The organism is Pseudomonas sp. S4_EA_1b (assembly GCF_016307435.1).
Classification (GTDB): domain Bacteria; phylum Pseudomonadota; class Gammaproteobacteria; order Pseudomonadales; family Pseudomonadaceae; genus Aquipseudomonas; species Aquipseudomonas rhodesiae.
This window is the reverse complement of record NZ_JAEILC010000037.1, coordinates 30,277-45,328: the sequence shown is the minus strand read 5'-3', so window position 1 is coordinate 45,328 and position 15,052 is coordinate 30,277. Positions and strand designations below refer to the sequence as shown.

The 15,052-nt window shown below is 58.6% G+C and carries 13 protein-coding genes; 2 read left to right on the top strand and 11 right to left on the bottom strand.

All coding sequences use genetic code 11. The features are described 5' to 3' along the window. Positions 1 to 48 precede the first annotated feature (48 nt). Both folB and folK read left to right on the top strand, forming a co-directional pair. Positions 49 to 402, top strand: coding sequence for a dihydroneopterin aldolase (gene folB / locus YA0848_RS13010; protein ID WP_034101080.1), 354 nt, complete (start codon positions 49 to 51; stop codon positions 400 to 402). Continuing rightward, on the top strand, positions 393 to 911 hold the full coding sequence (folK, locus tag YA0848_RS13005) for a 2-amino-4-hydroxy-6-hydroxymethyldihydropteridine diphosphokinase (RefSeq protein ID WP_034101079.1): 519 nt from the start codon (positions 393 to 395) through the stop codon (positions 909 to 911). Before folB ends, folK begins: the two co-directional genes overlap by 10 nt. On the opposite strand, the gene YA0848_RS13000 is transcribed toward folK, so the two are convergent. The 11 genes from YA0848_RS13000 to YA0848_RS12950 all read right to left on the bottom strand — a co-directional run bounded on the left by YA0848_RS13000 (position 906) and on the right by YA0848_RS12950 (position 14,977). Continuing rightward, positions 906 to 2,135 (bottom strand): multifunctional CCA addition/repair protein, encoded by a 1,230-nt coding sequence (locus YA0848_RS13000; protein WP_034115278.1) that lies wholly within the window; start codon positions 2,133 to 2,135, stop codon positions 906 to 908. The genes folK and YA0848_RS13000 overlap by 6 nt on opposite strands. 63 nt (positions 2,136 to 2,198) lie before the next feature. After that, on the bottom strand, positions 2,199 to 3,764 hold the full coding sequence (locus tag YA0848_RS12995) for a SpoVR family protein (protein ID WP_034101076.1): 1,566 nt from the start codon (positions 3,762 to 3,764) through the stop codon (positions 2,199 to 2,201). Continuing rightward, positions 3,761 to 5,032, bottom strand: a complete 1,272-nt coding sequence (locus YA0848_RS12990; protein ID WP_169903064.1) for a YeaH/YhbH family protein — start codon at positions 5,030 to 5,032, stop codon at positions 3,761 to 3,763. Before YA0848_RS12990 ends, YA0848_RS12995 begins: the two co-directional genes overlap by 4 nt. Before the next feature lie 115 nt (positions 5,033 to 5,147). After that, positions 5,148 to 7,070 carry a PrkA family serine protein kinase gene (locus YA0848_RS12985; RefSeq protein ID WP_034101074.1) on the bottom strand — a complete coding sequence of 641 codons (1,923 nt, stop codon included), beginning with the start codon at positions 7,068 to 7,070 and terminating at the stop codon, positions 5,148 to 5,150. 286 nt (positions 7,071 to 7,356) lie between these two features. Then, on the bottom strand, positions 7,357 to 7,686 hold the full coding sequence (gene glpE / locus YA0848_RS12980; RefSeq protein WP_169903065.1) for a thiosulfate sulfurtransferase GlpE: 330 nt from the start codon (positions 7,684 to 7,686) through the stop codon (positions 7,357 to 7,359). A gap of 32 nt (positions 7,687 to 7,718) precedes the next feature. Beyond that, on the bottom strand, positions 7,719 to 8,570 hold the full coding sequence (locus YA0848_RS12975) for a symmetrical bis(5'-nucleosyl)-tetraphosphatase (RefSeq protein ID WP_034101071.1): 852 nt from the start codon (positions 8,568 to 8,570) through the stop codon (positions 7,719 to 7,721). Beyond that, positions 8,570 to 8,950, bottom strand: a complete 381-nt coding sequence (gene apaG / locus YA0848_RS12970) for a Co2+/Mg2+ efflux protein ApaG (RefSeq protein ID WP_034101069.1) — start codon at positions 8,948 to 8,950, stop codon at positions 8,570 to 8,572. Before apaG ends, YA0848_RS12975 begins: the two co-directional genes overlap by 1 nt. Positions 8,951 to 9,056: 106 nt before the next feature. After that, positions 9,057 to 9,869: a 16S rRNA (adenine(1518)-N(6)/adenine(1519)-N(6))-dimethyltransferase RsmA gene (rsmA, locus tag YA0848_RS12965; RefSeq protein WP_034101068.1), complete on the bottom strand. Its 813-nt coding sequence runs from the start codon at positions 9,867 to 9,869 to the stop codon at positions 9,057 to 9,059. Next, positions 9,866 to 10,855 carry a 4-hydroxythreonine-4-phosphate dehydrogenase PdxA gene (pdxA, locus tag YA0848_RS12960; protein ID WP_047882509.1) on the bottom strand — a complete coding sequence of 330 codons (990 nt, stop codon included), beginning with the start codon at positions 10,853 to 10,855 and terminating at the stop codon, positions 9,866 to 9,868. Before pdxA ends, rsmA begins: the two co-directional genes overlap by 4 nt. After that, positions 10,852 to 12,192, bottom strand: a complete 1,341-nt coding sequence (locus tag YA0848_RS12955; protein WP_034115275.1) for a peptidylprolyl isomerase — start codon at positions 12,190 to 12,192, stop codon at positions 10,852 to 10,854. The genes pdxA and YA0848_RS12955 overlap by 4 nt, the downstream gene beginning before the upstream one ends. Beyond that, on the bottom strand, positions 12,167 to 14,977 hold the full coding sequence (locus tag YA0848_RS12950; protein WP_198731302.1) for an LPS-assembly protein LptD: 2,811 nt from the start codon (positions 14,975 to 14,977) through the stop codon (positions 12,167 to 12,169). Before YA0848_RS12950 ends, YA0848_RS12955 begins: the two co-directional genes overlap by 26 nt. Positions 14,978 to 15,052 lie beyond the last annotated feature (75 nt).

The window sequence follows — 15,052 nt, the reverse complement described above, 5'->3', positions numbered from 1 at the left end:
TGATTCTAACGGGGCATCGCGCCCTTGTCGTGCTGCGGAGAAGAGTGCTTGGACAGAGTGTTTATCGAAGGCCTGGAAGTCGACACCGTGATCGGGGCCTACGACTGGGAGCGCGGCATCCGACAATGCCTGCGTCTGGACCTGAGCTTCGCCTGGGACAATCGCCCGGCCGCGGCCGGTGACGACCTGACCCTGGCGCTGGACTACGCGAGCGTATCCGCACGGATCCAGGCGTTCGCCGAGCAATCCCAGTTCCAGTTGGTGGAAACCTTTGCCGAGCGTCTGGCCGAAGTCTTGATGGGCGAATTCCAGATTCCCTGGCTGCACCTCAAATTGACCAAGCCCGGAGCCGTCCCGGCCGCCAAGGGTGTCGGCGTGGAGATCGAGCGCGGATGTCGCTAACTCAGATTTACCTTGGCCTTGGCAGCAATATCGAGCGCGAACGCCACTTGCGCGCGGGGCTGGATGCGCTGGCGGGCTTTCTGGTGGATGTACGCTGTTCGGCAGTGTTCGAGAGCCAGCCGGTCGGTATCAAGAGCGGGCCGTTCTTCAACCTGGTCGTGTCGGCGTATACCGACCTGCCGTTGATGGAGCTGGATCGCCGGTTGAAGTCGATTGAAGCGGATAACGGTCGCTATGCGCCGGATCGCAAAGGGTTGCCCCTGGATATCGATGTGCTGTTGTACGGCGAACTGGTCGGCAACTTTGACGGTTTGGTGCTGCCGCGAGCGGAAATCCTCAAAAACGCCTTTGTTTTATGGCCGCTGTCGTTGATGGCACCGGATCGCCTACACCCCGAAGCGGGCAAGACGATGGCGCACTTATGGCGCGATTCGCATATCGATCAGGTGCTGGCGCCGGTTGCATTTGAATGGCGGGGCCAGCCATTGACGCCGAGCGCGCTGTTATAAAGCGCGCTGTTCCTTGTAAGCCTTGAGTGTCTTGAGTCTTTCCCGCTTGAGCGCTTCACCCAGTTCAGGGCCCTTGAAACCTTTCTCCAGCAGCGGCGCCACCGCAACGCTACGTGCCGCTTGCGCCGCACCGCGCAGATAATCCGCCTGTGGATAACTGCGTTGCTCAAGGCCTTTGCGACCACGGGCGTCCATTTCGCAGGCGACCACGAATTCTTCGAAACGCTGCGGCCGGCGATACACGTCAAAACTTTGCAACAACTCCAGCAGTGTCGAGGCTTTCAGCTCCAGGGCGCGATGGCCGTGGGTGTGATATTGGCCGACCAGCAGCGCCAGCTCCTGGCAGTCCCGCGGCACTTTGAAGCGTTCATTGACCGCCTTGATCAGCTTCAGCCCCCTATGTTCGTGGGCAATGTGCTGCGGCAACTTATCCACAGGTGTCAGGCCTTTACCCAGATCGTGGAGCAAGCAGGCCCAGCGAACGGTCAACGGTTGCCGATGCAGAGCGGCCTGTTCCAGCACGCTGAGGGTATGCACGCCGGTGTCGATTTCAGGATGGTGTGCCTCGGGCTGCGGTACGCCGAACAGGGCGTCGACTTCAGGCATCAGGGTTTTCAGCGCGTTGCAGTCGCGCAGTACCTGAATAAACACCTGAGGCTGATCTTCCATTAATGCGCGGGAGATTTCCTTCCAACTGCGTTCAGGGGTCAGAGCTTCCAGTTCTCCGGACTCGCTGAGTTGGCGCATTAGCGCGAGGGTTTGCGGTGCGACTTTGAAACCCAAATGTGCATAACGCGCGGCGAACCTTGCTACGCGGAGCACTCGCAGGGGATCTTCGGCGAACGCCGGGGAAACATGGCGCAGGACGCGGGCTTTCAGGTCTTGCTGGCCGTTGTAAGGGTCGATCAGGTTGCCGTCATCGTCCTCTGCCATGGCATTGATGGTCAGGTCGCGGCGAATCAGGTCTTCTTCCAGCGTAACTTCTGGGCTTGCATGGAACACAAAGCCGCCATAACCCCGGCCACTCTTGCGTTCGGTGCGGGCGAGGGCGTATTCGTCGCCGTTCTTCGGGTCCAGAAATACCGGAAAATCAGCGCCGACAGGCTTGAACCCCTTGGCCAGCATCTCTTCGGTGGTCGCGCCGACAACGACGCGGTCAATGTCAGTGACGTCGATGCCCAGCAAGCGGTCGCGCACTGCGCCGCCAACTTTGTAGATCTTCATGAAAAAGCCTCCATTAGCTGCACAGGATACCGTCTGTGCCTGACCGATGGAGGCTTTGCTGCTTCAGAGATGCACGACGGCCATGTCCAGGCGGCCATAGTCGTTGTCATTGTGATCGCTGCGCGGCGGGACATGGTGGGTTTTCATGACCTGATCGCCTTGTAAGGTTTCCAGATGGATGTCGAAACCCCATAGCCGATGCAGGTGCTTGAGGACTTCATCGGTGGAGTCGCCCAACGGTTTGCGATCGTGCTGTTGATGACGCAACGTCAGCGAACGGTCGCCGCGTACATCAATGCTGTAGATCTGCACATTGGGTTCGCGATTGCCCAGGTTGTATTGCGCGGCCAGGGTTTCGCGGATGATGCGGTAGCCCGGTTCGTCATGGATGGCCGGTACCACCAGATCGTCCTTGAGATCGTCATCCAGAATGCTGAACAGCTTGAGGTCGCGGATCACCTTGGGTGACAGGTACTGCAGGATAAAACTCTCATCCTTGAAGCTGCTCATGGCGAACTTGATCGTGGACAGCCAGTCACTGCCCGCGATTTCCGGGAACCAACGACGGTCCTCCTCGGTGGGGTTTTCGCACATGCGCCGGATATCACGGTACATGGCAAAGCCCAGCGCATAGGGGTTGATGCCGCTGTAATAGGGGCTGTCGAAACCCGGCTGGAACACCACGCTGGTGTGGGAAGTGAGGAACTCCATCATAAAGCCGTCGGTAACCAGGCCTTCATCATAAAGGTCGTTCATCAGCGTGTAGTGCCAGAAGGTTGCCCAGCCCTCGTTCATTACCTGGGTCTGGCGTTGAGGGTAGAAGTACTGGGCGATCTTGCGCACGATACGCACGATTTCTCTTTGCCAGGGCTCCAGCAGCGGTGCGTGTTTTTCGAGGAAATACAGGATGTTTTCCTGGGGTTCGGCGGGGAAGCGCGCATTATCCTTATCGTTATTTTTGCCGGCGCGTTTTGGAATCGTGCGCCATAGATCATTGATCTGTTTCTGCAGATGCTCTTCGCGCTCTTTCTGGCGCAGGCGCTCTTCCTCGGCGGAAATCGGATAAGGCCGTTTGTAGCGGTCGACCCCGTAGTTCATCAGGGCATGGCAGGAGTCGAGCAGATCCTCCACCGCATCGATGCCGTGCCGCTCCTCGCACTGCATGATGTACTGCTTGGCGAACACCAGGTAATCAATGATTGAACTGGCATCGGTCCAGGTGCGGAACAGGTAATTGCCCTTGAAAAAACTGTTATGCCCATAGCAGGCGTGGGCCACGACCAGCGCCTGCATGCAGATGGTGTTTTCTTCCATCAGATAAGCGATGCAGGGGTCGGAGTTGATGACGATTTCGTACGCCAGGCCCATCTGGCCACGACTGTAGGACTTTTCGGTGCTGAGGAAGTGTTTGCCGTATGACCAATGGTGGTAGCCCAGGGGCATGCCGACCGAGGCATAGGCGTCCATCATTTGTTCGGCGGTGATCACCTCGATCTGGTTGGGGTAAGTGTCCAGGGCATAACCCGCCGCAATACGGCTGATTTCCCGGTCATAGGCCTGGATCAGTTCAAAGGTCCATTCGGACCCGGTGGAGAGGGGTTGGCGCTTAGTCTCTTTTTTGGCGGTCATGTCACTAACCTGCGCTGGAAGAGTTCACGGAAGACCGGGTAGATATCGCCGGCCGAGACCAATTGCTGCTGGGCGAACGTGTCGGCAAACGCTTCGCCGATACTCTCGTATTCGAACCACAGGGCCTGGTGCTCACGGGGGGTAATTTCGACGTAAGTGTAGTACTGCACGAACGGCATGATCTGGTTGATCAGAATGTCACGGCAGATCGGTGAATCGTCGTTCCAGTTATCGCCGTCCGAGGCCTGGGCGGCGTAGATATTCCATTCGTTGGCCGGGTAGCGCTCGGCCATGATCTCCTGCATCAGCTTCAAGGCACTGGAAACAATGGTGCCGCCGGTTTCACGCGAGTAGAAAAACTCCTCTTCGTCGACTTCCCGCGCGCTGGTGTGATGGCGGATAAACACAACGTCAATCTTGTCGTAGTTCCGCTTGAGAAACAGGTACAGCAGGATAAAGAAACGTTTGGCGATGTCCTTGGTGGCCTGGGTCATGGAGCCGGACACGTCCATCAGGCAGAACATCACGGCCTTGGAGCTGGGATTGGGTTGTTTGACCAGCAAGTTGTATTTCAAATCGAACGTATCGAGAAACGGCACGCGGTGAATGCGCGCACTGAGTTTTTCGATTTCTGCCTCTATTTCCTGGATATCGCCGAAGTTGTCCGGTTCATCCCGCTTCAAGCGCGCCAGTTCCTCTTTGGCCTGCTTCAGCTTGGCGCGGCTACTGCCTGACAAGGCGATCCGGCGCGCGTGAGCTGAGCGCAGGGTGCGGATGATATTGATCCGTGAGGGGTTGCCTTCGTTGCTGATGCCGGCGCGTACGGTCTTGAAGGTGTCGGTGCCGGTCAGGTTGCGTTTTACCAGGTTAGGCAGTTCCAAATCCTCGAACATGAATTCGAGAAACTCCTCCTGAGTGATCTGGAACACGAACTCATCCATGCCCTCACCGGAGTTGCCGGCTTTGCCCGGGCCCTTGCCGCCGCCACCGCCTGGGGGACGCTGGATATGCTCACCCGTGGTGAACTCCTTATTGCCAGGATGCACGACGGTCTGTTTGCCGCCTCTGCCGTGGTGCAGGACGGGTTCGTCGATGTCACGTCCTGGGATGCTGATTTGTTCGCCGTGCTCCATGTCCGTGATGGAACGGCGGCTGACGGCTTCTTCAACCGCCTTTTTAATGTGGTCACGGTAACGCCGCAGGAACCGCTGGCGGTTAACCGTGCTCTTGTTCTTGCCATTAAGGCGTCGGTCGATCACATAGCTCATGGGGCCCCTCCGGGGAGCTTCAAGTCGTGAGCTTCAAGCCGCAAGGCAGAGCCCACTGACGGGCTCTGTCGCTTTTCCCTTGCCGCTTGTCGCTAGAAGCTTACAGCTGCTTCTCTCACTGCGATTTCCGGACCCGCAGGTACCATTCCGAAAGAAGGCGTACCTGTTTGTCGGTATAGCCACGCTCGACCATTCGAGTAACGAAGTCGTTGTGTTTTTGCTGATCCTCCTTGCTGGCCTTGGCATTGAAACTGATGACCGGCAGCAGATCCTCGGTGTTGGAGAACATTTTCTTTTCGATAACCACTCGCAGCTTCTCGTAGCTGAGCCAGGTAGGGTTCTTGCCGTTGTTGTTGGCACGGGCGCGCAGTACGAAATTGACGATTTCGTTGCGGAAATCCTTCGGATTGCTGATGCCGGCCGGTTTTTCGATTTTTTCCAATTCCTCGTTGAGCGCTACGCGGTTGAGAATTTCGCCGGTTTCGGGGTCGCGGTACTCCTGATCCTGGATCCAGAAGTCCGCATACAACACGTAGCGGTCGAAGATGTTCTGGCCGTATTCGCTGTAGGACTCCAAGTACGCAGTCTGGATTTCCTTGCCGATAAACTCGATATAGCGCGGTGCCAGGTATTCCTTGAGGAATCGCAGGTAACGTTCGCGGGTTTCGGCCTGGAACTGCTCCTGTTCGATCTGCTGTTCCAGCACATACAGCAGATGTACCGGGTTGGCGGCAATCTCGTGGGGATCGAAGTTGAACACTTTGGACAGGATCTTGAACGCGAAGCGGGTCGACAGGCCATTCATGCCCTCGTCCACGCCAGCGGAGTCGCGATATTCCTGAATAGACTTGGCCTTGGGGTCGGTGTCCTTGAGGTTTTCGCCGTCGTACACCCGCATTTTTGAGTAGATGTTGGAGTTTTCCGGCTCTTTTAGCCGTGACAGCACGGTGAACTGGGCCAGCATCTTCAGGGTGTCGGGCGCGCAATGAGCCTTGGACAAGGAGCTGTTGAACAGCAGCTTGTCGTAGATCTTGATCTCATCACTGACCCGCAGGCAGTACGGCACCTTGACGATGTAGATCCGATCGATGAACGCCTCGTTGTTCTTGTTATTGCGGAAGGTGTGCCATTCCGATTCGTTGGAGTGGGCCAGCAGGATGCCTGTAAATGGAATGGCGCCCAGGCCTTCGGTACTGTTGTAGTTGCCTTCCTGGGTCGCGGTAAGCAGTGGGTGCAGCACCTTGATCGGTGCCTTGAACATTTCCACGAACTCCATCAGGCCCTGGTTGGCCCGGCACAAGGCGCCTGAGTAGCTGTAGGCGTCGGCGTCGTTCTGCGGGAATTCCTCCAGCTTGCGGATATCGACCTTGCCCACCAACGCGGAAATATCCTGGTTGTTCTCGTCCCCCGGTTCAGTCTTGGCCACGCCGATCTGATTGAGGATTGATGGATAAAGCTTCACCACGCGGAACTGGCTGATATCGCCGCCGAACTCGGCCAGGCGTTTGGTGGCCCAGGGCGACATGATGGTATTGAGATAGCGCCGTGGTATGCCGAAGTCTTCTTCGAGGATTGCGCCATCTTCCGTGGCGTTGAACAAGCCCAGGGGCGATTCGAACACCGGCGAGCCCTTGATGGCGTAGAAGGGCACTTTCTCGATCAGTTGTTTTAGCTTTTCTGCCAGGGACGACTTGCCGCCGCCGACGGGGCCGAGCAGGTAGAGGATCTGTTTCTTCTCTTCCAGGCCTTGGGCAGCGTGGCGGAAGTAGGAGACGATCTGATCGATGCATTCTTCCATGCCATGGAAGTCTTCAAAGGCCGGGTAACGGCGGATCACCTTGTTGGAAAATATTCGCGACAGACGCGAATTGTTCGAGGTGTCTACCAGCTCCGGCTCACCGATGGCCAACAGCAGGCGCTCGGCGGCGGATGCGTAGGCACTGCGGTCCTGCTTGCACAGCTCGAGATACTCTTGAAGCGTGAGTTCCTCCTGCTGTGTAGATGCGAAGCGTTGTTGGAAGTGGCTAAAAATACTCATGACGTCGTCACCTCGCTCGATACGTGGAGCCGACGCCGGATCAATCAGTCGATGCTGGCAACCATCGACGATCGCCAATGGTTGTTTTCCCCCCCAGAACACCCTGAAACGTTACCGATGACCCGCACGCCGGTGTACCGGCTCTCCCCTGATTCGGATGGCCTGCGCTTAAGGATAGTTCGGAATCGGAGAGGTCAAGGCGCGATACGTAATTAGTTTGACCGCCCCGTTCGTCAGAAACGGCGCGAGCCCAAGCGTCACGCGGGGTAGCGGGGTGTGAAAAAAATTATTGCGAATCGACTGATGCGATGTCTGCAGGAAACGTCGCACGCCACAGCTCAAACCCGCCATCTAGGCTATAGACGTCGGAGAAGCCTTGATTGACCAGATACGCGGCTGCGCTCTGGCTGGAGTTACCGTGGTAGCACGCCACGATCACCGGTGCGTCGAGGTCGGCGTCGCGGATAAAGTCAGCGATGTTGACGTTGTCCAAGTGCTTGGCGCCAGCAATGTGCGCAGCGGCGTAGGTCGGCTGGTCACGGATATCGACTACTATCGCGCCTTGCTCGCGCAGGGCCTGGGCTTGTTCGGGAGGGATACGTTTGAATTCGCTCATGGCGGGCTCCTTGGGCGGGCGGCAAGCGGCGTCTAGCGCTTGGCGGCGGCCGGCTGTGTAACGGGAAGAGGGGGTTGGCATTGGCAGCGATGACGCTCGCCGGTGTCGATGTTCATCAAGGTCATGGCGCCGCCCCACACGCAACCGGTGTCGAGGGCAAACACGCCGGGCTCATCGCACTGGCCTTCCAGGGCCGCCCAGTGGCCGAAGATGATCTTGGTGTCACGGGTTTTGCGTTCTTTATGGGCAAACCAGGGCTTATAGCCGGGCAACGCGGTGTCCGCGCCTTCCTTGCTTTTGAGGTCCAGTTTGCCCTCGGCGGTGCAGAAGCGCATGCGCGTGAAGTAGTTGGTGATGACCCGCAAGCGAGCGACGCCGGTGAGGTCGTTATCCCATTTAACCGGCTCGTTGCCGTACATGCCGTCGAGGTAGGCGGTGTACAGGCTATCGTCGGCCAGAGCGTGTTCGACTTCGGCCGCACATTTGAGGGCTTTTTTCAGCGTCCATTGCGGCGCGATGCCGGCATGCACCAGCGCCATGCGGCGGCCTTCGTCGTAATGCATGATCTTTTGCCGACGCAGCCAGTCGAGCAGTTCGTCGCGGTCAGGTGCTTCGAGAATTTCCCGCAGCGTATCGCCTTTTTTCAGACGTTCGATGTTATTCGCCGCTGCCAGCAGGTGCAGGTCGTGATTGCCCAACACGCACACCAACGAATGTCGCAGGTTATACAGGTAGCGCAGGGTTTCCAGCGACTCGGGGCCACGGTTGACCAAATCACCCACCAGCCACAGGCGATCCTGCGCCGGGTCGAAGGCGACCCGTTCCAGCAGGCATTTGAGGGGCTCCAGGCAACCTTGCAGGTCACCGACCGCATACGTCGCCATCAGTGCAGGGCTCCGGGCACGGCGAGACGGAATGGTTTGATCATGGCGTCGAATAAATGACCGTCGGTGGCTTTCATTTGATAGGAGCCCTGCATGGTTCCGACCTTGGAGGTCATCACCGTGCCGCTGCTGTAAGTGTGGCTGGCGCCGCTGTCGATCAATGGCTGCTGGCCGACAACGCCGGCGCCGCGGACTTCTTCGACCTGGCCGTCACCGTCGGTAATCACCCAGTGGCGAGAGAGGAGTTTAGCCGGCACCAGCCCGTTGTTTTTCACCGTGATGGTGTAGGCAAAGGCGTAGCGGTTCTGTTCAGGTTGCGATTGTTCCGCCAGGAAGCGGGTGACGACGCTGACGTCGATCTGGTAGCGAGGATCGGACATGCAAGAGGCCTTAAAAGCAAAAGCGGAAGACAGCAGATGCGGATCAGTCTAGGCCAAGAGGTGGGCACTAGGCCAGACATGCCGTCTGGCCCATGCACGGCAGGCTTCAGTCTGCGGCTGGCGCAGGCTGGATGGCCAACTGGTCGGCCAGGCGCACGAATGCGGCCAGGTCCAGTTGTTCGGGACGTAGGCTGCCGTCCACGCCAGCGGCTTCGATTTCCGCGTTACTCAGCAGCGCCTTGAGCGTGTTGCGCAAGGTTTTGCGACGCTGGTTGAACGCCTCGCGTACCACGCGCTCCAGTAAGCGATGATCCTTGGCCGGGTGTGGCAGCACGGCATGGGGGACCAGGCGTACGATGGCCGAATCAACTTTCGGCGGCGGGTTGAAGGCGCCCGGCCCAACGTTGAACAGGTGTTCGACGCGGCAGTGGTACTGAACCATGATCGACAGTCGACCCCAATCGCCGCCTCCAGGGCCAGCGGCCAGGCGCTCCACCACTTCTTTTTGCAGCATGAAGTGCATATCGCGGATGATCCCTGCGTTGTTCAGCAGGTGGAAGATCAGCGGTGTGGAGATGTTGTATGGCAGGTTGCCGACCACGCGCAGGCTATTGGGCGCGGCGTTGAGGCTATTGAAGTCGAACTTCAGCGCATCGCCCTGATGCAGGTTGAAGTTGGACTTTCCGGCGAATTGCTGATTGAGGATCGGGATCAGGTCCTTGTCCAACTCCACCACGTCCAACTGTCCGCCACTGGCCAGCAAGCCTTGGGTCAGTGCGCCCTGGCCTGGGCCGATTTCCAGCAGGCGGTCTTCGGGCTTGGCGTGAATGGAGCGCAGGATGCGGTCGATCACGCCTGCGTCGTGCAGGAAATTCTGCCCGAAGCGCTTGCGCGCCCGGTGTTGGTAATGCTCGGTCATATACGGGTCTCGGCCATCTGATAGGCGGTTTCCAGGGCCACGTGCAGGCTGCCGGTATCGATCTTGCCGCTGCCCGCCAAGTCCAGGGCAGTGCCATGGTCGACGGAGGTGCGGATGATCGGCAGGCCCAGAGTCACGTTTACGGCGGCGCCGAAGCCTTTGTATTTCAGCACCGGCAGCCCTTGGTCATGGTACATCGCCAGCACTGCGTCGCAGTGCTCCAGATATTTGGGGGTAAACAGAGTGTCCGCGGGCAGTGGGCCGCGCAGGTCCATGCCTTCTTGGCGCAGACGCTCCAGGGTGGGTTCGATGATGTCGATTTCTTCATGCCCCAGGTGACCGCCTTCACCGGCGTGGGGGTTAAGCCCGCAGACCAGGATGCGCGGTTGGGCGATGCCGAATTTTTGGCGCAAGTCGGCATGCAAGATGCGCGTCACGCGCTCCAAACGCTCGGAGGTAATGGCGTCGGCAACTTCACGCAGCGGCAGGTGCGTGGTCACCAGGGCCACACGCAAGCCACGGGTGGCAAGCATCATCACGACTTGTGTGGTGTGGGTCAGCTCGGCAAGGAACTCGGTGTGACCGGAAAACGCGATGCCGGACTCATTGATCACGCCCTTGTGCACCGGCGCGGTAATCATGCCCGCGAAGTCGCCATCGAGGCAGCCTTGCCCGGCGCGAGTCAGGGTTTGCAACACAAACGCCGCATTGGCCGTATCCAGCTGCCCGGCCACGACCTTGGCGTGCAGTGGGGTGTCCCACACATACAAGCTATCTGCCGGTGCCGGCACGTTGGGCCAGTTGCCCGGTGCCACGTCCAGCAAATCCACAGCCACACCCAGCTGCGCGGCCCGCTCAAGGAGCAGGTCGCGGCTGGTAATGGCAATCAGGGGGTGTGGCTGAGGTTGCGAGGCGAGCAGCAGGCACAGGTCTGGACCGATGCCGGCGGGCTCGCCGGGTGTCACCGCGAAACGCTGAGGTTTCACTGAACTGCCTGGTCGGTGCCTGTTTGCTCGGCGCCTGGCAGCTTGATTTCCACATAGGCCTCGTCACGGATCTGACGCAGCCAGGTTTGCAGCTCTTCATCGTACTTGCGGTTGCGCAGTACGTTCAGCGCTTGCTGCTCGCGGGCCTGACTGGTGTTGTCGGTGGCGCGACGGCCAAGGACTTCCAGCACATGCCAGCCGTATTGAGTCTTGAACGGCTTGGACAACACACCTTGCGGGGTATCGGCCATGACTTGTTGGAACTCTGGCACCAGTGCTTTCGGGTCGATCCAGTTCAGGTCGCCGCCGTTAAGGGCCGAACCCGGATCTTCCGAGAAGCTCTTGGCCAGGGTGGCAAAGTCTTCACCATTCTGGATGCGGTCGTAGATCTTCTCGGCCAGCTCCTTGGTTTGCGCTTCGCTACGGATTTCGCTCGGTTTGACCAGGATATGACGAACATGTACTTCGTCTTTCAGCGAGGTCTGGCCACCACGGCGCTCCAGCAGCTTCAGGATGATGAAACCACCCGGCGTGCGTGCTGGTTGGGTAATGCCACCGACCTCCATCGAACTCAGTTCACGGTCGAACGGCGGTGGCAATTGAGCGGCTTTACGCCAGCCCATATCACCGCCTTCAAGGGCGTTGTCACTGCCGGACTGGGCGATGGCCATTTGCGCGAAATCGGCACCGGCCTTGAGGCGATCGTAGATCGCTTTGGTTTTAGCGGCGGCTGCGTTGAGCTGTTCGGAGTTGGCGCTGTCCGGTGTCGGAATCAGGATATTGGCCAGGTGCAGTTCTTCGGAAAGCTGCATTTTGCCGAGGTCCGAGGCCAGGAAGTTCTTCACTTCCTGCTCGGACACCTGAACCCGCTCGGCCACACGGCGCTGACGTACACGGCTGATGATCATTTCACGGCGGATCTGATCACGGGCATCTTCATAGGACAGGCCGTCACGCGCCAGGGCGGCGCGGAACTGGTCGATGCTCATGTTGTTGCGCTGAGCAATCGTGCCTACCGCCTGGTTCAACTCTTCGTCCGAGATGCGAATGCCGGAACGTTCGCCGATCTGCAGTTGCAGGTTCTCGACGATCAAGCGTTCCAGTACCTGCTGATCCAGGACGCTGGTAGGTGGCACGCCACCGCCACGCTTGGCGATGGTTTGCTGAACTTCCTTGACCCGCTGGTCCAGTTGGCTCTGCATGATCACGTCGTTATCGACGATGGCCACAACCTTGTCCAACTGCTGGACCGCGGCATGCGCCGATGCGGTCCCAAGGAATAGCGCGCCCAGCAGGAGCGGGCGCAGACAATCAGAAAGCTTGATCTTCACGTTCACGATAACCTTGAATGCCTTTGTCGAGGAAGCTCTCTACCTTGGCGCCGGTCAGGCCGCCGAGTCCTTTGAGGACGATCTGGAAGAAGAGCCCGTGGTCACCCTTTTCGTTAAGGGGGGCGATCTGGGTGTATTCGTCGTTGGATACCCAGTAACGGTTGATGACGCGCAGTTTCCAGCAGCAGTTGTCGTACTCGAAACCACCAAACGCTTCCAGGGTGCGGTTGCGGGCATAGTCATACTGCCAGCGGGTGATCAGGTTCCACTGCGGAATGATCGGCCACATCATCGAGAAGTCGTGTTGTTGGATTTTGTAGTAATCCTTCACGAAGTTCGGTTGACCTTCGGTGCCGTAGTCCCCACCGAACTGCCATTTGCCGGTCAGCTGGTTGTAGACCACTTGGTCGTTACGATAGCGATAACCCAGGTTGACCACCTTGTTGGGGTTGTCTTCCGGCTGGTAGTGGAACATTGCGCTGCCGGAGCGAGCGCTGTGTTCCTCGGTGTCCCAGTTGTAATCGGCAGTGGCACGCCAGTCGCGGTTGAAGCGGAATTCGTATTCCAGGGCGACAGGGGATACGTCGGATTGTGCATCGGCACGGTCGGCTGCCAGGATGCCTGGCAGTTGGACCTCGCGATCTTTGAAGTAGATAGCCTGGCCGACGCTGACGCGCTGACGCTCGAAACCGTTTTCTTCGATCCAACGGCTGGTGACGCCCAAAGACAGCTTGTTCTCATCACCGATCCGGTCAGCACCGCTGAAGCGGTTGTCGCGGAACAGCGAGCCGTAGCTGAACGAGTACTCGCTGGTGTCGAAGACCGGAATATCGCTCTGGTCCTTGTTCGGGACATACAAGTAGAACGCACGCGGTTCAAGGGTCTGACGATAGTCTTTGCCAAACCAATTGGTGTTGCGGTCGAAATACAGGCCGCTATCAATACTCGCGACTGGAATCGCACGGTCTTGCGAGCTTTTGAAGCTGCCGCCAGCATAAGGATTAGTTGCCGTTGCCGCATTTTGCGCGGCAATGATCTGGTTTTTGCCTGTGCTGTCTAGGTCAAGATCGTACTTGGTGTAGACATACTTCAGCTTCGGCGTAATGAAACCGTAAGTCCAATTCATCGGATAGTCGACGGCTGGTGCTACGTTCAAACGGGTAGCGTTGGCACGAGTAAGGCCCGTGACGAATGTATCCAAGCGAGCAGAAACGAGGCCGTTTTCATCGGTAAACGTGCCGTTTTCGAGGCTGCGTTCAAAGCGGACAGCTTCGGTCTCATAACTGAAGTTCAACCCGCCAGGGTGATACGGCAATTGACCATTAAAGGTGATCTGCGGCAACCGATCATACGGAGTGATCTGGGAAATCGTCGCTAGCTGGTAAGCCTGAAGATTCAACCGAGCCTGGTAGGAATCGCCGCGGTAGGTCACCGAACCCTGTTGGTTGAGTGCGTCCTGGGATTCCACACCGATCTGGTTGCTTTTCAGATCCTGGAAGTAATAAGGATCGCTGATTCGGGTGTAATCGACCTGAGTCGACAACCGCGAATCCAACCCACCCTTATGCTGCCAATTGAGCATATAGCGGGTTTTTTCGTAATCGGTCTGTTTGCTGCGCTCGTCGTTGTCGTCGTTCAGGTACGCGCCGCCGAACTGGCCTTCGCTGGACTTGGTGAGGTAGCGGAACTCGCCTTCCATCAACAGGCCGCGTTTGGTCATGTATTGCGGGTACAACGTGGCGTCGTAGTTAGGCGCCAGGTTGAAGTAGTACGGCGTGGTCAGCGCAAAGCCCGTTTCGCCACCAGTGGCGAAGCTCGGCGGCAGGAAGCCGGACTGACGACGATCGTCGATTGGGAAATAAATATAAGGCGTATACAGGATCGGGATGTTCTTGACCCGCAACGTCGCGTTGGTCGCCGTACCGAAACCGGTGGCCGGGTTCAACGTGATGTTGTTGCCTTTGAGCTGCCAGGCGTTGCTGTCCGGCTCACAGGTGGTGTACGTACCGTCCTTGAGGCGGATGATCGCGTTTTCGGCACGCTTGGCGTACAGCGCGCTGCCGCGGATGCGCGACTTGTGCATCACGTATTCGGCGTTATCGATCTGGGCGGCGCCGGTGTCCAACTGAACCTGGGCGTGGTCGCCGACGATCAGCGCACCGTTGTCACGCAGACGCACGTTGCCGTTCAGCTCGCCACGGTTCTCGGCCTGGTACAGGCTGGCTTCCTGGGATTCGAGCTGCATGCTGCCCTGGCGCATGACGACATCACCGGCCAGGGTCGCAACTTGCGATTCCTGCTCGTAACGAGAGGCCTTGGCGCCGATGAAGGTCGGCGCGTCGCTCTTGTTGGTCTTGTCGTTCATGCCAGGACGTGTCGGTTCGACGTACGCACCGGCGCAGTAAGGACCGGTTTCGGCCAGTTGGGCCGCGGTCAACTTTTCGCGAGGCACCCAGTCCAAGTGGCTATAGTCGGCGCTGCGCGAGCGCAGGCCGCGGCCTTTGGCTTCGGTGACCAGTGCGGTCTTGGGCTCGGCCTCAGCGCTGCCACCGGCATCGGCTTGCGCCGTGCTGTTGGCCGAACTGACGGCTGCACCGTCATGCACCGGGCGCGGTGGTAGCGGGGCAGCGGCGGTTTTCGGCGCGCAATCCCAGGCACCCGAAGCAGAGACTGAGCAGTCATACTGTTCCGCGGCGACCACGAATGAGGTGGCGAAAGGTTGCATGGCCAGCAGACTGCCGGTTACCAGCAACGGAAATTTTCTACGAAACGCGGGGGATTTCAATGCCATCTTATTAGTCCGGGCTTCCTGCGTGCCATCTGCCCGCGGTGTGGGCCGCACGCCTCTCGATGGTCTGAAAAAGAT